21 protein-coding genes are annotated in these 25,730 nt (G+C 72.4%); 9 read left to right on the top strand and 12 right to left on the bottom strand.

Features of this window, described 5'->3' with window-relative positions:
* Positions 1 to 213: 213 nt before the first annotated feature.
* Positions 214 to 918 (bottom strand): SIMPL domain-containing protein, encoded by a 705-nt coding sequence (locus OG406_RS29385; RefSeq protein ID WP_164371607.1) that lies wholly within the window; start codon positions 916 to 918, stop codon positions 214 to 216.
* Between the two features lie 139 nt (positions 919 to 1,057).
* Between OG406_RS29385 and OG406_RS29380 the strand changes: the two genes are divergently transcribed.
* A complete protein-coding gene (locus OG406_RS29380) occupies positions 1,058 to 2,863 on the top strand; it encodes a 5'-nucleotidase C-terminal domain-containing protein (RefSeq protein WP_327410041.1) in 1,806 nt (601 codons plus the stop codon).
* A gap of 101 nt (positions 2,864 to 2,964) precedes the next feature.
* On the opposite strand, the gene OG406_RS29375 is transcribed toward OG406_RS29380, so the two are convergent.
* From OG406_RS29375 to OG406_RS29350, 6 genes are all read right to left on the bottom strand, one after another.
* The gene (locus OG406_RS29375) at positions 2,965 to 4,386 is read right to left on the bottom strand and encodes a lysine N(6)-hydroxylase/L-ornithine N(5)-oxygenase family protein (RefSeq protein WP_266849115.1); all 1,422 of its coding nucleotides are present in this window, start codon (positions 4,384 to 4,386) and stop codon (positions 2,965 to 2,967) included.
* Positions 4,383 to 5,747, bottom strand: a complete 1,365-nt coding sequence (locus tag OG406_RS29370) for a pyridoxal phosphate-dependent decarboxylase family protein (protein WP_329188638.1) — start codon at positions 5,745 to 5,747, stop codon at positions 4,383 to 4,385. The genes OG406_RS29375 and OG406_RS29370 overlap by 4 nt, the downstream gene beginning before the upstream one ends.
* Positions 5,748 to 6,057: 310 nt before the next feature.
* The gene (gene pepN / locus OG406_RS29365; RefSeq protein WP_164371603.1) at positions 6,058 to 8,550 is read right to left on the bottom strand and encodes an aminopeptidase N; all 2,493 of its coding nucleotides are present in this window, start codon (positions 8,548 to 8,550) and stop codon (positions 6,058 to 6,060) included.
* An 84-nt stretch (positions 8,551 to 8,634) separates the two neighbouring features.
* Positions 8,635 to 9,180, bottom strand: a complete 546-nt coding sequence (locus tag OG406_RS29360) for a response regulator (protein ID WP_329188637.1) — start codon at positions 9,178 to 9,180, stop codon at positions 8,635 to 8,637.
* Between the two features lie 198 nt (positions 9,181 to 9,378).
* Entirely contained in the window at positions 9,379 to 9,723 is a 345-nt protein-coding gene (locus OG406_RS29355; RefSeq protein ID WP_164371601.1) for a chorismate mutase, read from the bottom strand.
* 11 nt (positions 9,724 to 9,734) lie between these two features.
* The gene (locus OG406_RS29350; RefSeq protein ID WP_267050514.1) at positions 9,735 to 10,619 is read right to left on the bottom strand and encodes a helix-turn-helix domain-containing protein; all 885 of its coding nucleotides are present in this window, start codon (positions 10,617 to 10,619) and stop codon (positions 9,735 to 9,737) included.
* A 97-nt stretch (positions 10,620 to 10,716) separates the two neighbouring features.
* On the opposite strand from OG406_RS29350, the gene OG406_RS29345 reads away from it, so the two are divergent.
* Positions 10,717 to 12,537, top strand: a complete 1,821-nt coding sequence (locus OG406_RS29345; protein WP_329188633.1) for a glycoside hydrolase family 35 protein — start codon at positions 10,717 to 10,719, stop codon at positions 12,535 to 12,537.
* Here OG406_RS29345 and OG406_RS29340 read toward each other — a convergent pair.
* Positions 12,423 to 15,488, bottom strand: a complete 3,066-nt coding sequence (locus OG406_RS29340; RefSeq protein ID WP_443067118.1) for an endo-alpha-N-acetylgalactosaminidase family protein — start codon at positions 15,486 to 15,488, stop codon at positions 12,423 to 12,425. The two genes, OG406_RS29345 and OG406_RS29340, sit on opposite strands and share 115 nt — an antisense overlap.
* A gap of 164 nt (positions 15,489 to 15,652) precedes the next feature.
* Between OG406_RS29340 and OG406_RS29335 the strand changes: the two genes are divergently transcribed.
* Positions 15,653 to 16,099: a GNAT family N-acetyltransferase gene (locus OG406_RS29335; protein WP_329188628.1), complete on the top strand. Its 447-nt coding sequence runs from the start codon at positions 15,653 to 15,655 to the stop codon at positions 16,097 to 16,099.
* Positions 16,100 to 16,217: 118 nt separating this feature from the next.
* Here OG406_RS29335 and OG406_RS29330 read toward each other — a convergent pair whose 3' ends face one another.
* Positions 16,218 to 17,000 (bottom strand): serine protease, encoded by a 783-nt coding sequence (locus OG406_RS29330; protein ID WP_329188626.1) that lies wholly within the window; start codon positions 16,998 to 17,000, stop codon positions 16,218 to 16,220.
* Positions 17,001 to 17,219: 219 nt separating this feature from the next.
* Here OG406_RS29330 and OG406_RS29325 point away from each other — a divergent pair, with 219 nt between their 5' ends.
* Together OG406_RS29325 and OG406_RS29320 are read left to right on the top strand one after the other, a co-directional pair.
* Positions 17,220 to 18,113 carry a hypothetical protein gene (locus OG406_RS29325; protein WP_164371596.1) on the top strand — a complete coding sequence of 298 codons (894 nt, stop codon included), beginning with the start codon at positions 17,220 to 17,222 and terminating at the stop codon, positions 18,111 to 18,113.
* Positions 18,114 to 18,239: 126 nt separating this feature from the next.
* Complete coding sequence (locus tag OG406_RS29320; RefSeq protein WP_164371595.1) at positions 18,240 to 18,986, top strand: ankyrin repeat domain-containing protein; 747 nt, start codon at positions 18,240 to 18,242, stop codon at positions 18,984 to 18,986.
* Positions 18,987 to 19,102: 116 nt separating this feature from the next.
* Here OG406_RS29320 and OG406_RS29315 read toward each other — a convergent pair whose 3' ends face one another.
* Positions 19,103 to 20,017, bottom strand: a complete 915-nt coding sequence (locus OG406_RS29315) for an SDR family oxidoreductase (protein ID WP_329188624.1) — start codon at positions 20,015 to 20,017, stop codon at positions 19,103 to 19,105.
* A complete protein-coding gene (locus OG406_RS29310; protein WP_327410033.1) occupies positions 20,014 to 20,808 on the bottom strand; it encodes an SDR family oxidoreductase in 795 nt (264 codons plus the stop codon). Before OG406_RS29310 ends, OG406_RS29315 begins: the two co-directional genes overlap by 4 nt.
* A gap of 82 nt (positions 20,809 to 20,890) precedes the next feature.
* Here OG406_RS29310 and OG406_RS29305 point away from each other — a divergent pair, with 82 nt between their 5' ends.
* From OG406_RS29305 to OG406_RS29290, 4 genes are read left to right on the top strand one after another with little or no spacing between them, the layout of a single operon-like run.
* Positions 20,891 to 21,643, top strand: coding sequence for an enoyl-CoA hydratase family protein (locus tag OG406_RS29305; RefSeq protein ID WP_267050520.1), 753 nt, complete (start codon positions 20,891 to 20,893; stop codon positions 21,641 to 21,643).
* Entirely contained in the window at positions 21,640 to 22,506 is an 867-nt protein-coding gene (locus OG406_RS29300; protein ID WP_266849099.1) for a CoA transferase subunit A, read from the top strand. The genes OG406_RS29305 and OG406_RS29300 overlap by 4 nt, the downstream gene beginning before the upstream one ends.
* Complete coding sequence (locus tag OG406_RS29295) at positions 22,503 to 23,348, top strand: CoA-transferase subunit beta (RefSeq protein ID WP_329188620.1); 846 nt, start codon at positions 22,503 to 22,505, stop codon at positions 23,346 to 23,348. The genes OG406_RS29300 and OG406_RS29295 overlap by 4 nt, the downstream gene beginning before the upstream one ends.
* Positions 23,348 to 24,412 carry an NAD(P)H-dependent flavin oxidoreductase gene (locus OG406_RS29290; protein ID WP_329188618.1) on the top strand — a complete coding sequence of 355 codons (1,065 nt, stop codon included), beginning with the start codon at positions 23,348 to 23,350 and terminating at the stop codon, positions 24,410 to 24,412. Before OG406_RS29295 ends, OG406_RS29290 begins: the two co-directional genes overlap by 1 nt.
* Before the next feature lie 160 nt (positions 24,413 to 24,572).
* Here OG406_RS29290 and OG406_RS29285 read toward each other — a convergent pair whose 3' ends face one another.
* The gene (locus OG406_RS29285; protein WP_164371589.1) at positions 24,573 to 25,730 is read right to left on the bottom strand and encodes an acetyl-CoA C-acetyltransferase; all 1,158 of its coding nucleotides are present in this window, start codon (positions 25,728 to 25,730) and stop codon (positions 24,573 to 24,575) included.

Genomic DNA, 25,730 nt, shown 5'->3' with positions numbered 1-25,730 from the left:
CAACAACCTTTGCGTGAAGGGCTCTTGACAAGTGTTGAATTGTGCGCGGGGGTGCTCCGATGAGCAGGTTCGGGGTGCGGGTGGGCGGGGATTCGGGGTCCGTACGGTCATTCGGTGGCGGCGGGGCGGATGTGGACGGTGACGGTGCGTGGCGTGTTGGGGGTCGGCGCAGGGGGCGGGGCGAGGGGCGCCGGGCTCGTGGGAGGGCGTGGGTCAGAGCTGGGGTGGGGCCATGGTGAAGCGGGCGTCGACCTGGGCGTGGACGTGTTGACGCTGGGGTTCGAGGTCGAGGGGGGCGGGTTCGTCGTCTGTGGGGTCGGCGGCGAAGGCCGCGCGTCGGAAGCGGGCGCCGCCGGGTGCGGGGAGGGGTGGGGGTTCGACTCCGGTGTCGGCGAGTTCGACGAGGGCGGCGAGGGTGGTGCCGAGGGCTTCGGCGTATTCGCGGGCGCGTCGGACCGCTTCGTGGACGGCTTGGCGGCGGGCGGCGCGGTGGGTGGGTGAGTCGGGTCGGAGGTCCCACCAGGGGCCGTCGACGCGGGTGAGGTCGAGGTCGGCGAGGGCGGTGGTGAGTTCGCCGAGGGCGGTGAAGTCGTTGAGCTCGGCGGTGATGTGGACGTGGCCGTGGTAGGCGCGGACGCGTTCGCCGCGGCCGTGCCGGCCGAGTTCGGGGCTGATGGAGAAGTGGCCGGTTTCGACGCGTTCGACGCTGTCGCCGTGGGTTTTGACGAGGTCGAGGGCGAGGGTGTTGCGGCGGGTGAGGTCGGCGAGTGCTTCGCGGCGGTCCTTGCCGCGGGCGGTGACGGTGATGCCGATGCGGGCGATCTCGGGGTCGACTTCGAGGTGGGCTTCGCCGCGGACGGCGAGGCGGGGGGTGTCGGGGGTGCCGTAGGGGGTGGCGGTTTCGGTGGTGGGGGTCATGTGTCCCACTCTGTCACCGGGGCGGGGGGTGTGTGATGGGTGCGGGTCATCGGATGGAAACCTTCTGGGTCTGTTGCGGGGGCGGTTGTTGGGCCAGAATCTACGCGCGTCGTTGACCCTTTCTCGAGGAGTTCCGGACATGCCGTTGAACCGTCGTAAGTTCCTGAAGAAGTCCGCCGTGACGGGTGCGGGGGTGGCGTTCGCGGGTGCGGTCGGCGCGCCCGCGGCGCAGGCTGTGGAGGCGAGGAAGGGGCATCGGCCGGTGAAGCGGTACGCGCTGACGGTGATGGGCACGACGGATCTGCACGGGCACGTGTTCAACTGGGACTACTTCAAGGACGCGGAGTACGCGGACGCGGCGGGGAACGCGCAGGGTCTGGCGCGGATCTCGACGCTGGTGAACGCGATCCGCAAGGAGAAGGGCCGCGCCAACACCCTGCTGCTGGACGCGGGTGACACGATCCAGGGCACGCCGTTGACGTACTACTACGCGAAGGTGGATCCGATCACCGCCAAGGGTGGTCCGGTGCATCCGATGGCGCAGGCGATGAACGCGATCGGCTATGACGCGGTGGCGCTGGGGAACCACGAGTTCAACTACGGGATCGAGACGCTGCGGAAGTTCGAGTCGCAGTGCGACTTCCCGCTGCTCGGTGCGAACGCGCTGGACGCGAAGACGCTGAAGCCGGCGTTCCCCCCGTACTTCATGAAGACGTTCCGCGTTCATGGGGCGCCGCCGGTGAAGGTGGCGGTGCTGGGGTTGACGAACCCGGGGATCGCGATCTGGGACAAGGCGTATGTGCAGGGGAAGTTGACGTTCCCGGGGCTTGAGGAGCAGGCGGCGAAGTGGGTGCCGAAGCTGCGGTCGATGGGTGCGGACGTGGTTGTGGTGTCGGCGCATTCGGGTGCGTCGGGGACGTCGTCGTACGGTGACCAGGTGCCGTACGTGGAGAACTCGGCGGCGCTGGTGGCGCAGCAGGTGCCGGGGATCGACGCGATTCTGGTGGGTCACGCGCATCTGGAGATCCCGGAGCTGAAGGTGACGAACGCGGCGTCGGGGAAGACGGTGGTGTTGTCGGAGCCGTTGGCGTTCGCGGAGCGGATGTCGGTGTTCGACTTCCAGTTGGTCTTCGAGCGGGGTTGCTGGCGGGTGGAGTCGGTGGCGGCGTCGGTGCGGAACACGAACGCGGTGGCGGACGATCCGAGGATCACGCGGTTGTTGAAGGACGAGCACGATGTGGTCGTGGCGTATGTCAACCAGGTGGTGGGGTCGGCGACGGAGACGTTGACGACGGTGGAGGCGCGGTACAAGGACGCGCCGATCATCGATCTGATCACCAAGGTCCAGGAGGACGTGGTGCGGGCGGCGTTGGTGGGGACGCAGTATGCGTCGTTGCCGGTGATCGCGCAGGCGTCGCCGTTCTCGCGGACGTCGGAGATTCCGGCGGGGGATGTGACGATCCGGGATCTGTCGAGTCTGTACGTGTACGACAACACGTTGGTGGCGAAGGTGCTGACGGGTGCTCAGGTGCGGGCGTATCTGGAGTACTCGGCGAACTATTTCGTGCGGACGCCGGCGGGTGCGGTGGTCGACACGGAGAAGCTGACGAACGCGAACAGCCGGCCGGACTACAACTACGACTATGTGTCGGGTCTGCGGTACGACATCGACATCGCGCAGGCGGAGGGTTCGCGGATCAAGAACCTGACGTACGGCGGGGCGCCGTTGGACGATGCGCAGCAGTTCGTGTTCGCGGTGAACAACTACCGGGCGAACGGCGGGGGTGCGTTCCCGTTCGTGGCGTCGGCGCCCGAGGTGTGGTCGGAGTCGACGGAGATCCGGACGCGGATCGCGGAGTGGGTGACGGCGAAGGGGTCGCTGGACCCGGCGGAGTTCGCCTCGGTGGACTGGAAGCTGACGCGTGAGGGCACGCCGGTGTTCTAGTACGGCGGGTGGGGGTGTGCGGCGTCGGCGCGGTGTTTCGCGTCGGCGCCGCTTCTTTTTTCAGCCGTCGATGAGGGGGGTCGTGCGGCGTCGGTGAGGGGTCATCTGCCGTCGACGAGGGGGGTGAGGGTGCGGGTTTCCTTGCGGGCGGCGGGGACGCGGGGGGTGGGTTCGAGGCCGAAGGTGGTGAAGGAGGTGCGGGTGGGGAGGGGGTAGGGGTCCTTGCCGGTGAGGGTGTTGAGGATGGTGGCGCTGCGCCAGGCGGCGAGGCCGAGGTCGGGGGTGCCGACGCCGTGGGTGTGGAGTTCGGCGTTCTGGACGTAGACGTGTCCGGTGACGGCGGGGTCGAGGACGAGGCGGAACTGGTCGTCGATGGCGGGTCGTTCGGCTCTGTCGCGGCGGAGGTAGGGGTCGAGTCCGGCGAGGAGGGGGCCGATGGGGCGTTCGCGGTAGCCGGTGGCGAGGACGACGGCGTCGGTGGTGAGGCGGGAGCGGGCGCCTTGTTGGACGTGTTCGAGGTGGAGTTCGACTTTGGTGGTGGCGACGCGTCCTGCGGTGCGGACGGTGACGGCGGGGGTGAGGACGGCGTCGGGCCAGCCGCCGTGGAGGGTGCGGCGGTAGAGCTCGTCGTGGATGGCGGCGATGGTGTCGGCGTCGATGCCTTTGTGGAGTTGCCATTGGGCGGCGACGAGCCGGTCGCGGACGGGTTCGGTGAGGGCGTGGAAGTAGCGGGTGTAGTCGGGGGTGAAGTGTTCGAGGCCGAGTTTGGAGTACTCCATGGGGGCGAACGCTTCGGTGCGGGCGAGCCAGTGGATCTTCTCGTGTCCGGTGGGGCGGTTGCGGAGGAGGTCGAGGAAGATCTCGGCGCCGGACTGGCCGGCGCCGATGACGGTGATGTGGTCGGCGGTGAGGAACTGTTCGCGGTGTTTGAGGTAGTCGGCGGCGTGGATGACGGGCACGCCGGGGGCGTCGACGAGGGGTTTGAGGGGTTCGGGGATGTGGGGGGCGGTGCCGACGCCGAGGACGATGTTGCGGGTGTAGGAGCGGCCGAGGGCTTCGGCTTCGCCGTCGGTGTCGAGTTGGGTGAAGTCGACTTCGAAGACGTCACGTTCGGGGTTCCAGCGGACGGCGTCGACCTGGTGGGCGAAGCGGAGTCCGGGGAGGTTGTCGGCGACCCAGCGGCAGTAGGCGTCGTATTCGGCGCGCTGGATGTGGAAGCGCTCGGCGAAGTAGAAGGGGAAGAGGCGTTCGCGGGCTTTGAGGTAGTTGAGGAAGGACCAGGGGTTGGCGGGGTCGGCGAGGGTGACGAGGTCGGCGAGGAAGGGGACTTGGAGGGTGGCGCCGTCGATGAGCATGCCGGGGTGCCAGTCGAAGCCGGGGCGTTGTTCGTAGAAGACGGTGTCGAGTTCGGTCAGGGGGTGGGCGAGGGCGGCGAGGGAGAGGTTGAAGGGGCCGATGCCGATGCCGACCAGGTCGCGGGGTGCTTCGGCTGCGGGGCGCGGGGTGTGGGGCGTCGGGCTCATCGGGGGGTGTGTCCTTCCACCAGTTTCAGGAGCGTGGCCAGGTCGCCGGGCCGGGTGTGGGGGTTGAGGAGGGTGGCTTTGAGCCAGCGGCGGCCGTCGAGGGTGGCGCGGCCGAGGACGGCGAGGCCTTGGTCGAGGAGGGTGCGGCGGACGGCGGCGACGGTGTCGTCGGTGGCGCCGGTGGGCCGGAACAGGACGGTGCTGATGGTGGGCCGGTCGTAGAGCTCGAAGCCGGGGTGGGCGGTGATGAGGTCGGCGAGTTCGTGGGCGTGGGCGCAGACCTGGTCGACGAGGGCGCCGATGCCGTCGCGGCCGAGGGTTTTGAGGGTGACGGCGATCTTGAGGATGTCGGGGCGTCGGGTGGTGCGCAGGGAGCGGCCGAGGAGGTCGGGGTGGCCGGCTTCGGTGTCGTCGTCGGCGTTGAGGTAGTCGGCGCGGTGGGCGAGGGGGGTGAGGTCGGCGGGGTCGCGGACGGCGAGGAGGCCTGCGGCGACGGGCTGCCAGCCGAGTTTGTGCAGGTCGAGGGTGACGGTGTGGGCGTGGGTGAGTCCGTCGAGTTTGTGGCGGTGCCGGTCGCTGAGGAGGAGGCCTCCGCCGTAGGCGGCGTCGATGTGGAGGCGGGCGCCGTGGGTGGCGCAGAGGTCGGCGATGTCCGGGAGGGGGTCGATGAGTCCGGCGTCGGTGGTGCCGGCGGTGGCGGCGACGAGGAGGGGGCCGTGGAGTGCGGTGAGGGCGTTGTCGAGGGCCGCGGGGTCGAGGGTGCCGGCGGGGGCGGGGACGACGACGGGTTCGGGGAGGCCGAGGAGCCAGGCGGCGCGGTGGAGGGAGTGGTGGGCGCCTGCTCCGTGGACGAGTTGGATGCCGCCGTGGGCTTCGCGGGCGAGGAGGAGGGCGAGGTGGTTGGACTCGGTGCCGCCGGTGGTGACGAGGGCGTCGCTGTGGGGGGTGCCGTACACCTCGTGGGCGAGGGTGCGGGTGAGGAGTGTTTCGAGTTCGGAGGCGGCCGGTGCCTGGTCCCAGGAGTCGAGGGAGGGGTTGAGGGCGGAGGCGGCGAGGTCGGCGGCGACGGCTACGGCGAGGGGTGGGCAGTGCAGGTGGGCGGCGCAGAGGGGGTCGGCGGGGTCGGCGGCGCCTTCGGCGAGGGCGCGGACGAGGTCGTGGAGGGCGCCTGCGTCGCCGTGGCGGGGCAGGAGGTCGCCGGCCTGGTCGCGGAGGGTGCGGGCGACGTGTCGGGGTCCGCCGGCGGGGAGGGGTCCGCCGCGCGCGGCGGCGCCCTGGGTGAGGGCGTCGAGGACGGTGTGGAGCAACGGCCGCAGTGCGTCGGGGCCTTCGGGGCCTGAGGCGAGGGGCGGCGTGCTCATGGATGTCCTCCGGTGGACGCGCGGCGGGGTACGTCCCAGCGTGTACGCGTTTCGGGCAGGTGCGCCCGCCAAGGACAACGATTCGACCCAAAAGGGGGTACTGCCGTGCGGAGGAAATGTGGGGGACGGACGGGGGTGCTAGGGGGTGGTGCGGCGGGAGTTGGCGCGCCCCGCGCGCTTCCCCGCACCCGTTCCCGCGCCGTTCCCGCGCCGCTTCCGCTGACGCCGTCGGGCCCCGGTTCCCTGTCGGTGAGCGACGGGGAACCGGGGCCCGGTGGGCGTGTCGGGACTGCTGGGATCGCTGGTGGTGTCAGGCCTGGCGGACGCGCAGGGCGCGGGCGAGGTCGTCGAGCTGGTCGGTGAGTTTGCGGCGCAGGGCGGGGATGGGGCCGGCGTCGCGCAGGCAGGTCGCGCCGAGGGTGAGGGTGTCGGCGGTGACGGCGTGGGCGGGGAAGGCCCAGCGGCCGGCGGCGTCGGCGATGGCGGGGCCGCGGCGTTCGGCGACGGCGACGGCGTCGGCCCAGTAGCGCTCGACGTAGCCGCCGACGAGGTCGGTCTGTTCGGGCTGCCAGAAGCCCTGGGCGGTGGCGGTGAACAGGTAGTTGGAGAGGTCGTCGGTGGCGAACATGGCGTCCCAGGCGGCGCGTTTGGCCTCGGGGTCGGGCAGTGCGGCGCGGCAGCGGGCGGCGCCTTCCTGGCCGGTGGCGCTGGGGTCCTGGACGAGTTCGGCTTCGATGACGGCGTCGTCGACGGCGCCGAGGACGGCGAGCCGGCCGAGGATGCGCCAGCGCAGTTCGGGGTCGAGTTCGGGGCCGCCGGGGACGGTGCCTTCGGAGAACCAGGCGCTGATGGTGTCGGGGTGGGCGGCGACGTCGATGTGGTGGCGTACGGCGATGAGGCGCAGGCCGGGGTGGGAGCCGTCCTCGGTGCGGCGGATGAGGTCGCGGCACAGGTCGGTGAGGGTGGCGAGGGCGGTGGGGCGCTGCTCGGGGCCGAGGTAGCGGTTGGCGACGTGGGTGGCGGCGAAGGTGAGGACGCCCTGGACGAGGGCGAGGTCGGTCTCGTGCGGGAGGTGGGTGCGGGCGGCGTCGATGTAGGCCATGGGGGGCAGTTCGCCGTCGCGTACGGCGTCGCGCAGGGCGTTCCAGACGACGGCGCGGGTGAGGGCGTCGGGGATGCCGGAGAGGGCGGCTTCGACGGTGGTGAAGGACTCGGTGTCGAAGCGGACCTTGGCGTAGGTGAGGTCGGAGTCGTTGAGGACGAGGAGTGCGGGGCGGCGTCCGGGGGCGGAGTGGGTGCTCTCGCTCTGGGGGACGTCGAGTTCGAAGCGCTCGCGCAGGGTGAGGCGGCGGTCGTCGCCGGGGACGGTGTCGTAGGCGCCGACGGCGATGCGGTGGGGGCGGCTGCCGTCGCGGTCGACGGTGAGCTGCCATGCGCCGTCCGCTTCGCGGAGGGTGGGGGTGAGGGTGTCGACGCCGGTGGTGCGGAGCCAGTCCTCGGCCCAGGCGTGGACGTCGCGTTCGGTGGCGGAGGCGAGGTTGTCGATGAAGTCGGCGAGGCTGGCGTTGCCGAACTTGTGGCGGGCGAAGTGGGTGTTGATGCCCGCGAGGAAGTCCTTCTCGCCGAGCCAGGCGACGAGTTGGCGCAGGGCGGAGGCGCCCTTGGCGTAGGAGATGCCGTCGAAGTTGAGCATGGCGGACGCGGTGTCGGGGACGGCGTCCGGGTCGGGGGCGACGGGGTGGGTGGAGGGGCGCTGGTCGGCGTCGTAGCCCCAGGACTTGCGGGCGACGCCGAAGTCGACCCAGGTGTCCGTGAAGCGGGTGGCTTCGGTGAGGGTCTGGTAGCCCATGTACTCGGCGAAGGACTCGTTGAGCCAGATGTCGTCCCACCAGCGCAGGGTGACGAGGTCGCCGAACCACATGTGGGCCATTTCGTGGGCGATGACCATGGCGCGGGTCTGGCGTTCGGTGTCGGTGACGGCGGAGCGGTAGATGAACTCGTCGCGGAAGGTGACGAGTCCGGGGTTCTCCATGGCTCCGGCGTTGAACTCGGGGACGAACGCCTGGTCGTAGGAGTCGAAGGGGTAGGGCTCGTCGAACTTCTCGTGGTAGCGGTCGTAGCAGGCGCGGGTGACGTCGAGGATCTCGTCGGCGTCGGCGTCGAGGTGGGGGGCGAGGGAGCGGCGGCAGTGCAGGCCGAAGGGCAGTCCGGCGTGTTCGGTGCGTACGGAGTGCCAGGGGCCGGCGGCGACGGCGACGAGGTAGGTGGAGATCAGGGGGGTGGGGGCGGCCTTCCAGTGGCCGTCTCCGAGGTGTTCGGTGACGCCGTTGGCGAGGACGGTCCAGCCTTCGGGGGCGGTGACGGTCAGTTCGAAGACGGACTTGAGGTCGGGCTGGTCGAAGGCGGCGAAGACGCGCTGGACGTCTTCCATGAAGAGCTGGGTGTAGAGGTAGGTCTCGCCGTCGGTGGGGTCGGTGAAGCGGTGCATGCCCTCGCCGGTGCGGGAGTAGCGCATGGCGGCGTCGACGCGCAGTTCGTGCTCGCCTGCGGTGAGGCCCTTGAGGGGCAGCCGGTTCTCGTCGAGGGTCTCGGGGTCGAGGGGCCGGCCGTCGAGGGTGACGGAGCGCAGTTCGGCGGGCTTCAGTTCGACGAAGGTGTCCGCGTCGTCGCGGGCGGTGAACCGGATGACGGTCAGGGAGTCGAAGGTCTCGTCCCCTCGGGTCACGTCGAGTTCGATCCCGTAGTGGTGGACATCGAGGAGCTGGGCACGGGTCTGCGCTTCGTCGCGCGTCAGTACGGACATGGGGACATGCTGCCCGATGGTGTCGCCGGGTCACAGAGGTGGTCCCGTTCGTACGCTTTGTCGTCGTCCGGTCACGAGCCGCTGTTACGGCGTGCGGCCCTGTTCCAGCCGGTCGCCGTCGCGGGTGGAGGGGCGGCGGGGCTGTTCGGGGATGCGGGCGGCGGCGGGGTCGGCGGGGGCCGTGTCGGGGAGGTGTTCCTTGACGAGGGCGCGGAGGTCGCGCAGTTCTCGTTCGAGGGTGTGGTGGCGCTGCTGGGCCTCGTAGAGGTAGCGGACCTTGGTGCGAAGGGCCCAGGGGTCGACGGGTTTCATGAGGAGGTCGGCGACGCCGAGGGCGAAGGCGGTGGCGGTGAGTTCGGTGTCGGGGCCGAATCCGGTGAGGAGGATGACGGGGATGTGCTGGGTCTGTTCGACGCGTCGCATGTAGCGGACGACGTCGAGGCCGCTGACGCCGGGCATGCGGACGTCGAGGAGGAGCAGGGCGACCTGACCGCGCAGGACTTCCTTCAGTGCTTCGTCGCCGCCGGTGGCGCGGCCCACTGGGTAGCCGAGCGGGGCCAGTGCGCTTTCGAGGGCGTACAGGGTGTCCTCGTGGTCGTCGACGATGAGGATCTTGGCATCCGACGGCATGGCCCGGCGTCCCCTCGTTTGGACGTACCAGCATATGCCCGTGAGGGCGCGATGCGTCGGGCAGTTTCGTGCGGGAGTGCGCGGGGCGTGCGCGGCGCGTTCCGGGAGAGTGGTTCTCACTCCGGTGGGGAACGCGCCTTTTCGGTGTCCGCCGGGCGGTGTGTGCCGCGGGGGTCCGTCCGCTCCGGTCGCCCGGTCTCACTCCCCCGGTTCGGGGGTGGTGGTGCCGGCGTCGTCCGCGATGCGTTCGTGGTGGCGGATGACCTCGGCGATGATGAAGGTGAGGAGCTTCTCGGCGAAGGCCGGGTCCAGTTTGGCGTTCTCGGCGAGGCGGCGGAGCCGGGCGATCTGGTGGGCCTCGCGGGAGGGGTCGGCGGGCGGCAGCTGGTGGGCCGCCTTGAGGTGGCCGACCTGTTGGGTGCACTTGAAGCGTTCGGCGAGCATGTGGACGACGGCGGCGTCGATGTTGTCGATGCTGTCGCGCAGCCGGGCGAGTTCCGCACGGACGGCGGGGTCGGTTTCCTGGGGCTTGCTGGTGGTCATGTGAGCCAACCCTACGGGGCGGGCGGGGGTTCGATCATGGGTGGATCGTCGGGGTCGGGGACGCGGTTGCTCCAGCCGCCGGGGACGGTGCGGCCCTGTTGTTCGCGGAAGCGGACGGGTGGGATGCCGACGCGGCGGGTGAAGAGGCGGGAGAAGTAGGCGGGGTCGTCGTAGCCGACGCGGCGGGCGACGGCGGCGACGGGCAGGTCGGTGGCGGCGAGGAGTTCCTTGGCGCGGCCGAGGCGGATGCCGAGGAGGTAGTCCTTGGGGCTGCAGCCGGCGCCGCGGCGGACGGCGGTGCGCAGGGCGGCGGGGGTCATGCCGTGGCGGGCGGCGTGGTCGGCGACGGACATCGCCTGGAAGGCGTCGCGGGCGAGGGCCTGGAGGACCTCGTCGCCGTCGGGGGCGAGGTCGGCGCGGGCGCGGCGCAGGGTGACGAGGAGTTCGTGGACGGCGGCGCCGGTCTCGACCTCCAGGAGGGGGTTGCCGCGGCGGGCGGCGCGGGCGATGCGGGCGACGACGGCGCGGGCGGCGGCGGCGTCGGAGAGGGGGACGACGGGGCGGCCGGGTTCGATGTAGCCGAGTTCGGTGTACGTGGTGGTGGCGGGGCCGGTGAAGTCGACGAAGCACTCGTCCCAGCCGGGGTCGGGCCCGTAGTGGTGGGGGGTGCCGGGGGTGAGCCAGAGGAGGGCGGGGGCGGTGACGGGGTGGCGGCGGCCGTCGGGGGTGCGGTACCAGCCGCTGCCGGCGCTGACGACGACGGCGACGTGGTGGTCGAGGGTGCGGGGGCCGACGGGAGGCAGTTCGCCGTGCTGGAGGCCGACGCCGAGGCAGGCGAGGCCGAGCCGGAGGTGCGCGGGCCCGGGGGTGAAATAGCGCATCCAGGTGTGGTACATCCGTTTTCGTCCCGCCCGGTCGTTCCTTTGCGTTGCGTCCAATCAGCGCTGATCTTTGTCCATGGACGCGGCCGCCGCCAGGGGTGATCGTGTGGCCATGAGCGAGTTCACGGTGGGGGACACCGATTTTCTGCTGGACGGGCGCCCGGTGCGGCTGCTGTCGGGGGCGCTGCACTACTTCCGGGTGCACGAGGGGCAGTGGGCGCACCGGCTGGGGATGCTGCGGGCGCTCGGGCTGAACTGTGTGGAGACGTACGTGCCGTGGAATCTCCACGAGCCGCGTCCCGGTGAGGTGCGCGACGTGGAGCAGGTGGGCCGTTTTCTGGACGCGGTCCGGGCGGCGGGTCTGGGGGCGATCGTGCGGCCGGGCCCGTACATCTGCGCCGAGTGGGAGAACGGCGGGCTGCCGCACTGGCTGTCGGGGCGGGCGCGGACGCGGGATCCGGAGTATCTGCGGCAGGTGGAGCGCTGGTTCCGGGTGCTGCTGCCGGAGATCGTGGCGCGGCAGGTCGACCGCGGCGGGCCGGTGCTGATGGTGCAGGTGGAGAACGAGTACGGCAGTTACGGCTCGGACCAGGTGTATCTGGGGTGGCTGGCGGACCTGTTGCGGGCGGAGGGCGTGCGGGTGCCGCTGTTCACGTCGGACGGGCCCGAGGACCACATGCTGACGGGCGGGTCGGTGCCGGGGGTGCTGGCGACGGCGAACTTCGGGTCGGGGGCGCGGGAGGCGTTCGCGACGCTGCGCCGGCACCGGCCGTCGGGTCCGCTGATGTGCATGGAGTTCTGGTGCGGGTGGTTCGATCACTGGGGTGCTGAGCATGTCGTGCGGGATCCGCGGGACGCGGCGGACGCGTTGCGGGAGATCCTGGAGTGCGGGGCTTCGGTCAATCTGTACATGGCGCACGGCGGGACGAGCTTCGCGGGCTGGGCGGGCGCCAACCGGGGCGGTGAGCTGCACGAGGGGCCGTTGGAGCCGGACGTGACGTCGTACGACTACGACGCGCCGATCGACGAACTGGGGCGTCCGACCGAGAAGTTCTGGCTCTTCCGGGAGATCCTCGCCGCGTACGCGGAGGGGCCGCTGCCCGAGGTGCCGCCCGCTCCCGAGGTGCTGGGCGCGGATGTGGAGGCCGGGTTCGGCGGCTGGGCGTCGCTGGACACCGTGCTGGACGCGGTGGGCGGCGCGGAGGCCGAGTACGCGGTGCCGCCCACGTTCGAGGAACTGGACGTGGACCGGGGTCTGGTGAAGTACGTGGTGGACGTGCCGGGGCCGCGGCAGCCGTATCCGCTGTCGGTGAGCGGGCTGCGGGATCTGGCGGTGGTGTCGGTGGACGGGGTGCGGGCGGGGGTGCTCACCGAGGACGAGCCGCGGCTGAAGGAGCCGGTGGCGGGTCCGGCGCGGGTGGAGCTGTGGGTGGAGTCGCTGGGGCGGGTCAACTACGGTCCGCGCACCGGGGAGCCGAAGGGCGTCACCGGGGGTGTGCTGCACGAGCGGCAGTATCTGCACGGGGTGCGGGCGCGGGCGCTGCGGCTGGACGCGCTGGACGGGGACGTGGGGCGGGTGCCGTTCGGGAAGGTGCCCACGGACGGCTCCCCCGGTCTGTACCGCGGCACCGCGGAGGTGGCGGGGGCCGGGGACGCCTTCCTCGAACTCCCGGGCTGGACGCGGGGGTTCGTCTGGGTCAACGGGTTCGGGCTGGGCCGGTACTGGTCCGCGGGACCGCAGCGGGCGCTGTACGTGCCCGGTGCGGTCCTGCGGGAGGGCGTGAACGAGGTGTGGGTGCTGGAGCTGGAGGCGGCGGGTCAGCCGGTCTCGGTCACCTCGAAGGAGTCGAGGGTGAACTCGGCGGTGCCGTCGTCGCCCGTCTTGCGCAGGCCGACCCAGGCCTCGCCGGTGGCGGGTGCGGTGAACGCGTAGGAGTGGGTGGCGGGTCGGGCCGCGACGGGGAGGTCGGTGCGACTGAGTTCGCGGGTCACCGTGCCCTCGTCGACGGCGGTGATCCAGGCGTACTGTCCGGCCTTCTCGTTCTCGTGGCGGAAGGTGACCCGGTAGTGCCTGCCCGGCTGGAACCGGACCGTGTGGGGCACGGTCCGGTAGACCAGTCCGTCGTTCTCGCCGCGTGACTTGAGGGACTGGGTGCCGTCGACGACGTCGTCGATCACCTTGCCGTTCCAGCCGCGTCCGGTGAACGGCGCGTGCCGCTGGGCGATGTGGGTGCGCGGGTCGGTGACGCCGCCCGCGTCGCCCTTCACGAAGGGGCCCCAGCCCTGCGGGACGTGTTCGAAGTCCTCGCGGACGAGGGTGCCGGGCGGGGTGGCGGCGCGGACGGCGGGCACGACGCGGACGTCGGCGAAGCGGACGCGCGCCTGTCCGGCCGCCGCCCCGAGCGTGAGGTGGACGGGGCCGCCACCCTCGGGGACGGTGAAGTGGGTGAACATCCGCTGGAACCGGGTGTCGTGCTTGCGGTCGGCGGCGACGTAGTTGCCGGCGGTGGACGTGCTGGTGGTGTTGGCGGCGGTGACACCGTCGGCGGTACGGACCCGGAGCGAGGCCTCGCGGCGGTCGTCGGCGCTCACGCCGACCTCGACCTGGACGGAGGCCGCGTACGTTCCCGGCTTGAGGCGGGTCAGCCGCTGGGAGACGGTGGCGGCGGAACCGGCGGCGACGACCAGCTCATGGTCGCCGAGGGCGTTGAGCTCGACGGAGGCGGGTCCGGCGACCGTCCAGCCCTTGAGGGAGCCGGAGTTGAAGCCGGGGTCGTGGAGCGGGGTGGCCTCGCCCCAGTCGGGGTCGGCGGCGTCGGCGACCCGGGTGCGGTGGAGGACGTACGGCTGTCCGGCGTCCGCGTCGAGGGTGATCCGGCCCGCGCGCACCGGGACGTACGCCTGGAAGGCCCGCCCCTGGTCGGAGAGCCGGTACAGAGCGACCCGCGACAGGCTCTCCCAGGTCTTCGGAAGGCGCCAGCTGCTGCTGCCCCCGTCGGGGCTGTAGTGGTAGAGCTTGGTCGCCTTCCTGGGGTCCCAGGGCAGCAGGTAGGTGCCGCCGTCGTAGACGAGGCGTCCGTCGGTGGTGATGCGGCGGGTGCCGTCGGTGTCGGACACGGCGGTCACGGTGGTGGTCGTGCCGAAGGTGATCTCGTGCTCACCCCAGGTGCGGATCGGGTACGCCTGGAGGTACTTGGCGGGCAGGGAGTGGGTCCAGATCAGGTCGTGGAAGGCGGTCCAGTCGGTCTTGCCGGTCCAGCCCTCGAAGTTGCCCATGCGGGGAACGCCCAGCAGGGTGGGCCACTTGTCGGCGAAGACGTCCTTCTGGTGGTTGCGGACGAAGCGGATGAGCCGTGAGTTGATGCCGCGGGAGGTGTCCGGGCCGTAGTCCGTCTCGGTCGCCCAGTGCGACCACAGGGTGGAGCGCTCCAGGCCGTGGCCCCATTCGGAGGTGACGTGCCAGCCCTGGTCGCGCAGGGCGCGCTGGAGGCGGTCGGAGTTCCATCCGGACTCGCGGAAGACGTCGATGTAGAGCGAGTTGAGGGCCGGGTCGGCGTCGCGGCGCAGGGCGGCGAAGCGGCGGACGATGTCGCCGGAGACCAGGTCGCGGCGGGCGTCGATGCGGTAGCTCTGGTCGAGCCAGTCCCACTGCTGGTCGTTCTTGTCGACGAGCGTCTCGGAGAAGGCGTGGGCGACGGGGTAGGACTCGGTGGCGTTGACGTGGACGGCGAAGTCGCTGTTCCACTTCTTTCCGGCCCGGACCAGGGTGTTGAGGTCGTCGAGGCCGCCGGCGCGTTCGTTGTAGTTGCCCGCGTAGTCGGGGTGGGCGGAGTCGTGGCCCTCCGACTGGTAGCCCTTGAGGATCGTGAACTGCCGCAGCCCGTCGGTCGCGAGGGAGATCCGCTTGACGTTGTCGAGGGTCGCGAGGAACGGGTTGGTGGCCTGCGAGGCGAAGTTGAAGGGGATGTGCGGCACCACCCGTAGGCAGGTGTCCTCGGCGCCGAGCGGGGTGACCATGATGTCGCGGAAGGCGATCGCCGCGTCCTGCCAGTCGATCACCCCGTCGCCGTTGCGGTCGCCGGTGACGACGACGGTGGCGTACGGGAGCGGTTCGGTGTCGGTGGCGCCGGCGGCGCGGTGGGTCCACTGGCCGGGGGCGAGGCGGGCCTCGGTGAAGCCGTCCTTGCGGACGGTGCGGCGCCAGAGCCTGCCGTTCTCCCAGGAGGTGCTGGAGTCGGGCCTGTCGTAGACGGTGTTGGTCTCCAGGGCGCCCGCGAGGCCGTGGTGGGCGACGACGGCGTACGCGCATCCGGTGGCCGCTTCCGCCGGGGTGTCCGCGGCCGGTGTGACCAGGGTGTCCCCGCTCTTGGCCTGGTCGAGCTGGACGCGTGCGGCGAGGAGCTGGGCGCCGGGCTGGTCGCTGCGGACGGCGAGCAGGGCGAGGTCGGGGATCTCCAGGGTGCCGACGGGAAGGGTGTCCGTGTCGTCGACGGCGGTGACCCGCCAGGTCACGTGCCGGTCCGTGACGGCGATCTCCACGTCGATGGTGGTGCCGCCGGTGAAGGCCAGGCGGTAGGCGGCCGAAGCGGCGCCCGCGGTGACGGTGACGGCCGGGGTGTGCGCGGTGCCGTCGACGAGGACGGAGGCGACCGGGTCGGACTGGGCGTGCAGCACGGCGCCGGTGGCGCGGTCGGTGTACGTGACGACCTGCGGGAAGGCGGTGGCGACGCGGACGTCGAGGTGCGCGGAGCGGAGGGTGACCGTGTCGTCGCCGGGGGCGGCCGAGGCCGCGGCGGGCAGACCGAGCACGGCGCCGATCCCGGCGGCAGCTCCGGCCGCGACGACGGTGCGACGGGTGGGGGTGAACGTGTCTGAGGGCTGCAAGGCTCTCCTCCTGGGGGGCGACGTTCCGGGGCGCCAGACTGCGCCGCGCGGGGCCGGTGTGCCCATGGACAAAGGAGGGGGAGCAGTTGGACTAACGGCCGCCGGTCCGGCCCGCCGGGGGAAAACGGTTCGGGTCTCCGCGAGGGCGTTGGCATACTCCCGGCATGACCGGTACAGACCAGCAGCCCGTGAGCACCTCGTTGCGGATCGACGGCAAGGACGCCGAGCTGGAACAGCGGCTCGACGACGAACTCACCGCCTTCAACGCGGCGGCGACCGGGGCGGGCGCGCCCGAGCCGCTCTCGGTGCGGGTGACCGACGCCGAGGGGGCGCTCGTCGGCGGGCTCACCGCGTGGGTGTGGGGCAGTTGCTGCGCCGTCGACATGCTGTGGGTGCGGGCCGACCAGCGGCACGCGGGCTGGGGCGGCACGCTGCTCCGGGCCGCCGAGGAGGAGGGCGCCCGGCGCGGCTGCACCGAGGTGATCGTCTCCTCCTTCACCTTCCAGGCCCCCGACTTCTACCGCGGGCACGGTTACCGGGAGACCGGCCGCACGGAGGGCATCCCGGGCGGGCACGAGGACGTTCACTTCCACAAGGTGCTGGCCGGCTGACGCCGTGCGGGCGCCCCGCGGTGTGGGCCCCGGGGCGCGCGTGACGGCGCCCGCGACCGGGGGGCCGCGGGCGCCACGCGTACCGGTGCCGGTGGAACCCCGGTACCGGAGGCGGTGGCTACAGCCCGGCCGCGGCCCTGGCTATGTCGGCGGCGAAGGTCGAGACCTCGCTGTACACGCCGGGGTAGCCGGGTTCGGCGCAGCCCTCGCCCCAGCTGACGATGCCGACCTGGAGGTAGGCGCCCGTGTCGTCCTTGCGGAACATGGGGCCGCCGGAGTCGCCCTGACAGGTGTCGACACCGCCCTGCGCGACGAATCCGGCGCAGATCTCGTCACCGGGGACGAGGTCGCTGCCGTACGCCTGCTTGCAGGTGGCGTCGTCGACGAAGGGGACGGTGGCCTTCAGGAGGTAGCGCTGCTGCGCGCCGCCCTCGCGGGCCGCGCCCCAGCCGGCGACGGTGAAGTTGCCGTTGTTGAACGCGGTGGTGGTGGCGATCTTCAGGGTGGGCAGTTCGATCGGCTTGGCGAGCTTGATGAGCGCCCAGTCCTTGCCCTTGCCGTTGTAGCCGGGAGCCTGGAGGACCTTCGTGGACTTGACCTTGACGGCGCTGCCGCTCTGCAGGTCGACGACGCCGGCGGTGGCGGTGATGGAGGTGTTGTTGCCGGAGCCGTTCACACAGTGTGCGGCGGTGAGGACGATGCTCTTGGTGTAGAGGGCGCCGCCGCAGCCCATGGAGAGGCGGACCATGAACGGGAACTCGCCCTGCGCGGCGCGGGTGCCGCCGACGACGGGTGCGGGGGCGGCCTGCGCGGTCAGCGGCTGGAGCGAGACGGCGGCGAGGACGACCGCGGCGACGGCGAGCAGTCTTCGGACGAGAGCGGACTTCTTCGGAGACTTCAACGCGTTTCCTTTCGTGGGGGGTTGTCCGCCGGGCAGGGACACAGAAACGCTTGCTGGCATGCTCCTGCCAAGCTGGTGGGGATTATGGGGACCGCCGCCGGGTGCGGGCAAGAGCCGCGATCCGGCCAGACACGCCAGGGGCCTCACCGCGTCCCCGGCCGCCGGGTGGAAGCCCGCTTACAGTGGAGGGGAGTTCCGGCGCTTTCAGGGGGTGCTGACGTGGCGAACGGCGGACCCGTCGAGCACGGCTTCCCTCACCTGGACACGGTGCGGGCGTCGATCACCGCGCTCTGGAAACGGCTCTCGTACGACACCGTGCACACCTTCTCGGCCAGCGTGGCCCCCGCCGACGTGGCCTTCGCCGACCTGGACGACCTGCACCTCGGTGCCCAGCGCGTGGCCCGTGAGATGGTGCGGCACTACCGGCTCCCGGACGCCCGGATGATCATCGGCTTCCGCGAGATGACGCATGCGGCGAACGTCGAACTCGCCGCCGGGCCCGAGTACTTCATCGAGCTGAACGACCGCTTCCGGACCCACCGCAGGGACATCGGCGCCGCCCTCGCCCACGAGGTGATGCACGTCTACCTGCACCGCCTCGACCTCGCCTTCCCCGGCACCCGCGACACCGAGATCCTCACCGACACCGCCGCGGCCTACCTCGGCGCCGGCTGGCTGCTCCTCGACGCCTACCGCGAGGACGCCGCCTCCTCGCAGAAACTCGGCTACCTGACCCCGGAGGAGTTCGGGTACGTCCTCGCCAAGCGGGCCCTGGTGTTCGGCGAGGACCCGTCCGTGTGGTTCACCAGCCCCCAGGCGTACACCGCGTACACCAAGGGCATGGCGCAGGCCCGCCGCGACGAGCGGCAGCCCCCGCTGACCGCGGCCGGCTGGGCGGGCCGCCGTCGCTACGCCAAGGACCGCAGACAGGCCCAGGAGCACCACTCCCCCGACCTCGCGGGCGTTCCCTACGCGTTCGCCCCCGACGCCGGCGGCCCGCTGCGCGTGTCGTTTCCCTGCCCGACCTGCCACCAGCGGATCCGGGTACCGGTACGCGGCCGGGTCCGCGCACGCTGCGGGCTGTGCCGGACGGTGCTGGAGTGCGACACCTGACGCACGCACCGGTCGGGACCGTCGGCGGACGAGCCCGGACACGAAGGAGCCCCGGCAGGCAAGGGGTGAGAGAGGACACTCCAAAAGCCTTTGCCTCGCGTGTCCTTGGCGGGCGAGGGTCGAGGGATGAGCACCAACGACCCGGCCGCCGCCCTCTTCACCGCCGTCTACGAGGGGGACGAGGACACGGTCGTACGGCTGCTGCGCGCCGGGGTGAGCGCCGAGAGCGTGGACGAGGACGGCCAGAGCGCGTTGTACGCGGCGGCGGTGAGCGACCGGGCCGGGATCGTGCGGCTCCTGCTGGCCGGCGGCGCCGACCCCGACCGGCTCAGTCTGGGCACGGACGCTCCCCTGTGCGGCGCGGCCTGCGGCGGGCACGTCGAGGTGGTGCGGGCCCTGCTCGGCGCCGGGGCGGGGCCGGACACGGTGGAGGCGTTCGGTTTCACCGCGCTGACCTGGGCGCTGCGGTGCGGCCACACCACGGTCGCGGAACTGCTCCTCGGGGCGGGGGCGGACCCGGACCGGCCGGGCCCGTCGGGCGAGGCGCCGCTGGTGACAGCGGCCCGCCGGGGCTCCGTCGGCTGCGTGCGGGCTCTGCTCGCGCGCGGCGCGGGAGCACGGGCCGAGGCACTCGCGGAGGCGCGCCGTCTGCTCACCGTCGGTGTCGAGGCCGAGCTGCGGGCCGGTCTGGCCCGCACGCACGGGACCGGGCACCGCTCGGTCACCCGCCGCCACGGATCCGCCGAGGGCATCACCATCGAGGTGGAACTCCTGGACGCCCAGGGCAGTCCCTTCGCGGGCGACGAACTCCAGACGGGGCACGCCGCGATCCTCGCGCTGCTGACGGCTGCCCCGAAACGGCCCGGGCGCTGAAGGCGGCTCCCGGCCACCCCGTGCCCGCACTCCCCTCCCCGTCACGTCCCCTCACGTCCCCTCACGTCGGCTCCGTCCTGCTCCGCCCCTGCCGCCCACCGCCTACCGCCTACCGCCTACCGCGCGCCGTACACCGGCCTCGGTGTCCCCGCCTCCGCCAGGAGTTTCCGGGCCGCGTCGCCCGCCTCGGCCGGGGTCCGGCGCGCTCCCCCGTCCGCGCTCGGGCCGGGGCGCCAGCCCTCCATCACGGTGATCCGGCCGCCCTCGGCCTCGAAGACGCGGCCGGTGACCCCGGCGCTCGCGGCCGACCCCAGCCAGACCACGAGCGGCGAGACGTTCTCGGGGGCCATGGCGTCGAAACCGTCGTCCGGCGCCGTCATCGTCCCGGCGAAGGTCCGCTCGGTCATCCGGGTGCGGGCGGCCGGGGCGATGGCGTTGACCTGCACGCCGTAGCGGCCCATCTCGGCGGCCGCGACCAGGGTCAGGCCGATGACGCCCGCCTTGGCCGCGCTGTAGTTACCCTGCCCGACCGACCCCGACAGGCCCGCTCCGCTGCTGGTGTTGACGACCCTGGCCTCCGGTGTACGGCCCGCCTTGGCCTCCGAGCGCCAGTGCGCGGCCGCGTGCCGCAGCGGCAGGAAGTGCCCCTTCAGATGGACCCGCATGACGGCGTCCCAGTCCTCCTCGTCGAGGTTGACGAGCATCCGGTCCCGCAGGAAGCCGGCGTTGTTGACCAGGGTGTCGAGCCGGCCGTACGTGTCCAGGGCGGTGCGGACGAGGGACGCGGCGCCGTCGGTGGTCGCGATGTCGCCGCCGTGGGCCACCGCCTCGCCGCCGGCCGCGCGGATCTCCTCGACGACCCGGCGGGCCGGGCTGTCCGGACCGGGGACGCCGTCGAGGCCGACCCCGAGGTCGTTCACGACGAGCCGGGCGCCCTCGGCGGCGTAGGCGAGGGCGTGCGCCCTGCCGAGTCCGCGGCCCGCGCCCGTGACGATCACGACACGTCCCTGGCACAGCAACGGTGCGCTCATGACGGTTCTCCCTGCTGGTCCTTGTTGACGGTCGCGGCGTCGAGGAAGGCGGGCCGCTCGCCGCCTCCGTGGACGAGGATCGACGCTCCGCTGATGTAGGCGGCCGCGTCCGAGGCGAGGAAGACGGCGGCCGCGCCGACGTCGGAGGGCCGGGCGAGACGGCCCAGCGGGACCGTACGGGCGACGGCCTCCACCCCGTCCTCGCCGCCGTAGTGGAGAGGGGCCAGTTCGGTGCGGACCATGCCGACGACCAGGGTGTTGACCCTGACCTCCGGTGCCCACTCGACGGCCATGGAACGGGCCAGGTTCTCCAGCCCCGCCTTCGCCGCCCCGTAGGCCGCCGACCCGGGCGAGGGACGGGACCCGCTCACGCTCCCGATCATCACGATCGACCCCCGCACCCGCCTGAGGTGGTCGTACGCGGCGAGCGACGCGGTGAGCGGAGCGGTGAGGTTGAGCTCGATGACCCGGGCGTGCCGTGCGGCGTCCGCCCCGGCGAGCGACCGGTAGGGGGCGCCGCCCGCGTTGTTCACGAGGACGTCGAGCCGGGGCAGCGCGGCGAAGAAGTCCCGCACGGCGGCCGGGTCCCGCAGATCGACCGGCACGAAGTGGGCTTTCTCCAGGGGGACTTCGGGGGGTCTGCGCGCGCAGACCACGACGTGGGCGCCCGCCCGGGCGAAGGCCCGCGCGATCCCTGCGCCGACGCCGCGGGTGCCGCCGGTGACGACGACCGTCCGTCCGTCGAGGTCCGCCACGGCGCCGTCGCCGCCGGTGGTGTCCAGGTTGTCCACAGGGCCTCCCGCCCGGCCGCGATCGCTGCTAGCTTCGCATCACACCTAACAAACGTTTGGTGGAAAGGTAGCTGATGTGCCCATGGGTGTCTCCACCTCGTCCCCGGAAAAGGGGATTTCCGTCATCACGGCCGACTACCCGCCGGTGAACGCGCTGCCGGTGCGCGGCTGGTTCGAGCTGGCCGACGCCGTCCGCGCGACGGGCCGCGACCCCGGGGTCCGCTGTGTCGTCCTGGCGGCGGAGGGACGCGGTTTCAACGCGGGCGTCGACATCAAGGAGATCCAGCGCGACCCCACCGGCCACGAAGCGCTGATCGGCGCCAACCAGGGCTGCGCGGAGGCCTTCGCGGCGGTGTACGAGTGCGAGGTGCCCGTCGTCGCGGCGGTGCAGGGCTTCTGCCTGGGCGGCGGCATAGGCCTGGTGGGGAACGCGGACGTGATCGTGGCGAGCGAGGACGCCACCTTCGGCCTGCCCGAGCTGGACCGCGGCGCCCTCGGCGCGGCCACCCACCTGGCCCGGCTCGTCCCCCAGCATCTGATGCGGGCCCTGTACTACACCTCGCGCACGGCCACCGCCGCCGAGCTGCACGCGCACGGCTCGGTCTGGAAGGTCGTCCCGCGCGAGGAACTCCGCACGGCGGCGCTGGAGTTGGCGCGGGAGATCGCCGCGAAGGACGGGCGGCTGATCCGTCTCGCCAAGGCCGCCATCAATGGCATCGACCCCGTCGACGTGCGCCGCAGCTACCGCTTCGAGCAGGGCTTCACCTACGAGGCCGGCTTCGGCGGAGTGGCCGGCCGCGTCCGCGACACCTTCGGCAAGGAGGCCCCCCGGTGAGCGACAAGACCATGTCGGCGCAGGACGTCGTCGGCCGGCTGGAGAGCGGGATGACGCTCGGTATCGGCGGCTGGGGTTCGCGGCGCAAGCCGATGGCCCTGGTGAGAGCGCTGCTCCGTACCGACATCACCGACCTGACGGTCGTCGCGTACGGCGGGCCGGACGTCGGTCTGCTCGCGGCGGCCGGGCGGATCCGCAAGCTGGTGACCGCCTTCGCGACGCTCGACTCGATCCCGCTCGAACCGCACTACCGCGCGGCCCGCGAGCACGGCGCGTTCGAGCTCACGGAGGTCGACGAGGCGATGTTCATGTGGGGCCTGCACGCCGCCGCGAACCGGCTGCCGTTCCTCCCGGTGCGGGCCGGCATCGGCTCCGACGTCATGCGCGTCAACCCAGGTCTCAGGACGGTCACTTCGCCTTACCCCGACCCGTCGTCGGGAGTACGGGAGGAGCTCGTCGCCATGCCCGCCCTGCGTCTGGACGCGGCGCTGGTCCACATGAACCGCGCCGACCGCGCGGGCAACGGCCAGTACCTCGGCCCGGACCCGTACTTCGACGACCTGTTCTGCGAGGCCGCCGACGCCGCGTACGTCTCGTGCGAGCGGATCGTCGACACGGCGGAGCTGACCAAGGAGGCCGCGCCGCAGACCCTGCTCCTCCAGCGGTCGGCCGTCACGGGCGTGGTGGAGACACCGAACGGCGCGCACTTCACCTCCTGCGCCCCGGACCACGGACGCGACGAGGCCTTCCAGAAGCTGTACGCGACCACGCCGTACGAGGAGTTCGCCGAGCGCTTCCTCTCCGGCGACGAGCATGCCTATCAGAGCGCCGTCCAGGCCTGGCGGAAGGAGCGGGACCAGTGAGCGTCACCCGAGCCGAGTACTGCGTGATCGCCTGCGCCGAGGCCTGGCGGGACAACGGCGAGGTGCTCGCCAGCCCCATGGGCCTCGTCCCGTCCGTCGGGGCCCGCCTGGCCCGGCACACCTTCGCGCCCGACCTGCTGCTGACCGACGGCGAGGCACTGCTCGTCGGCCCGGACGGCAGCACGGAGGGCTGGTTGCCCTACCGCCGGCATCTGACGACGGTCACCGGCGGGCGGCGGCACGTGATGATGGGCGCGAGCCAGATCGACCGCTTCGGCAACCAGAACATCTCCTGCATCGGCGACTGGTCCCGGCCCCGGCGCCAGCTTCTCGGAATGCGCGGGGCCCCGGTCAACACCCTTAACAATCCGACGAGTTACTGGATCCCCAAGCACTCCCCGCGGGTCTTCGTGGAGCAGGTCGACGTGGTGTGCGGGGTGGGGTACGACCGGGCGGCCGCCGCGGGCCCGAGCGCCACCCGCTTCCACCGCCTCCCCCGCGTGGTGACCGACCTCGCGGTCCTCGACTTCGCGTCCCGCGACCACTCGATGCGGCTCGCCTCGGTCCACCCGGGCGTCACGGTCGAGCAGGTCCGCGCGGCCACGGGGTTCGAGCTGACGATCCCGGACGAGGTGCCGTTCACCCGCGAACCGACCGACGCGGAGCTGGCGTTGATCAGGACGGTGCTCGACCCGAAGGGGCTGCGGGACCGGGAGGTGCCGGACCCGGCAAGCACCCCGGTGAGAGACGACGGAGGCCGCGCCGACCGGGCCCGGGACGACGGGGGCCGGGACGAGCGGGCCCGCGAGAGCAGGTCCCCCGCGCGTGGGGACGGCCGCTGATGGAGACCGCGCTGACCGCCCTCGTCGGCGTCCGGCATCCCGTCGTGCAGACCGGCATGGGCTGGGTGGCCGGTCCCCGCCTGGTCTCCGCGACGGCGAACGCGGGGGCGCTGGGCATCCTCGCCTCCGCCACGATGACCCTCGACCACCTCCGGGACGCCGTCCGGGAGGTCAAGTCCCGCACCGACGCGCCGTTCGGCGTGAATCTGCGGGCCGACGCCGGGGACGCGGGCGACCGGGTGCGGATCATCGTGGAGGAAGGGGTGCGGGTCGCGTCGTTCGCGCTCGCCCCCTCCCGCGAGCTGATCGCCGAGCTGAAGGAGGCGGGCGTGGTCGTCGTGCCGTCCGTCGGAGCACGGCGGCACGCCGAGAAGGTGGCCGCCTGGGGCGCGGACGCGGTGATCGTGCAGGGCGGCGAGGGCGGCGGGCACACCGGGGAGGTGGCGACGAGCGTGCTGGCGCCGCAGGTGGTCGACGCCGTGGACATCCCGGTGGTCGCGGCGGGCGGCTTCCACGACGGGCGGGGGCTGGTGGCGGCGCTGGCCTACGGGGCGGCGGGCATCGCGATGGGCACGCGGTTCCTGCTGACCTCCGACTCGACGGTGCCGGACGCGGTCAAGGCGCGCTATCTCGCGGCGACGGTCAAGGACGTCACGGTGACGACGGCCGTCGACGGGATGCCGCACCGCATGCTGCGCACCGACCTCGTGGAGGCCCTGGAGCGGGCGGGTCGCGCGAGAACCCTCGCCCGTGCCGTGCGCCGGGCCGCCGGCTTCCGGCGCCTGTCCGGCCTGACCTGGTCGCGGATGATCCGCGACGGCCTCGCCATGAAGCACGGCAGGGACCTGACCTGGAGCCAGGTCCTGCTCGCCGCCAACACCCCGATGCTCCTCAGATCGTCCATGGTCGACGGCCGCACGGACCTCGGGGTGATGGCATCGGGCCAGGTGGCCGGGGTGATCGACGACCTGCCGTCGTGCGAGGAACTGATCGCGAGGGTGATGAGAGAAGCCCGGGAAACCCTCGACCGGCTCGCGGACCTGGGAGTCTCCCTACCGGACTGACGCGCACAGCCACGGCCCCGGGGCCCGGACGTCACGCGTCCGGGCTTCACCGGGCCGAGCTCGGCGGACGCCCCCAGCCGCCGCCGTCAAAGGCCGTCCCCGGAGGCCGTCGCCAGGCCATCTTCAGAGGCCGTCGTGAGACCGTCCCCCGAGGCCGTCGTCAGAGCCGTTCGATGATCGTCACGTTGGCCTGGCCGCCGCCCTCGCACATCGTCTGGAGGCCGAACCGGCCGCCGGTGCGCTCCAGTTCGTGGAGCAGGGTGGTCATCAGCCGGACGCCGGTCGCGCCGAGCGGGTGACCGAGGGCGATCGCGCCGCCGTTGACGTTGACGCGGTCCGGGTCCGCACCGGTCTCCTTCAGCCAGGCGAGGACGACCGGGGCGAACGCCTCGTTGATCTCGACGAGGTCGATGTCGCCGATGGACATGCCGGTCTTCTTCAGGGCGTGGGCCGTGGCCGGGATGGGCGCCGAGAGCATCCGGATCGGGTCCTCGCCCCGTACGGAGAGGTGGTGGACCCGGGCGCGCGGGGTGAGGCCGTGTTCGCGGACCGCCCGCTCGGAGGCGAGCAGCATCGCGGCGGCGCCGTCGGAGACCTGGGAGGAGCAGGCGGCGGTGATGGTGCCGCCCTCGACGACCGGCTTCAGGCCCGCCATCTTCTCCAGCGTGGTGTCGCGGCGCGGCCCCCCGTCGACGGTGACCTCGCCGAACGGAACGGTCTCGCGGTCGAAGCGGCCCTCGTCGGCGGCGCGGATCGCGCGTTGATGCGAGCGCAGGGCGAACTCCTCCTGGTCGCGGCGGGTGATGCTCCACTTCGCGGCGATGAGTTCGGCGCCGTGGAACTGGTTGACGGGGCGGTCGCCGTAGCGGGCCCGCCAGCCCTCGCTGCCCGCGAAGGGGCCCTCGGTGAGGCCGAGCGGTTCGGCGGCCCGGCGGGAGGCGAAGGCGATGGGGATCTGGGTCATGTTCTGCACGCCGCCGGCGACCACCAGGTCCTGGGTGCCGGACAGGACGCCCTGGGCCGCGAAGTGCACGGCCTGCTGCGAGGATCCGCACTGCCGGTCCACGGTGACGCCCGGCACCTCCTCGGGCAGTCCGGCTGCCAGCCAGCAGGTGCGGGCGATGTCGCCGGCCTGGGGCCCGACCGTGTCCAGGCAGCCGAAGACGACGTCCTCGACGGCTGCCGGGTCCACCCCGGACCGCTCGACCAGCGTGGTGAGCACATGCGCGCCGAGGTCGGCCGGGTGGACCGCGCCGAGCCCTCCTCCGCGCCGCCCGACGGGTGTGCGGACCGCTTCGACGATGTAGGCCTCGGCCAT

Origin of the sequence: Streptomyces sp. NBC_01428 (assembly GCF_036231965.1) — a bacterium.
GTDB lineage: Bacteria > Actinomycetota > Actinomycetes > Streptomycetales > Streptomycetaceae > Streptomyces.
Note: the sequence above shows the minus strand (reverse complement) of the source record. Positions and strands in the feature narration are given on the sequence as shown.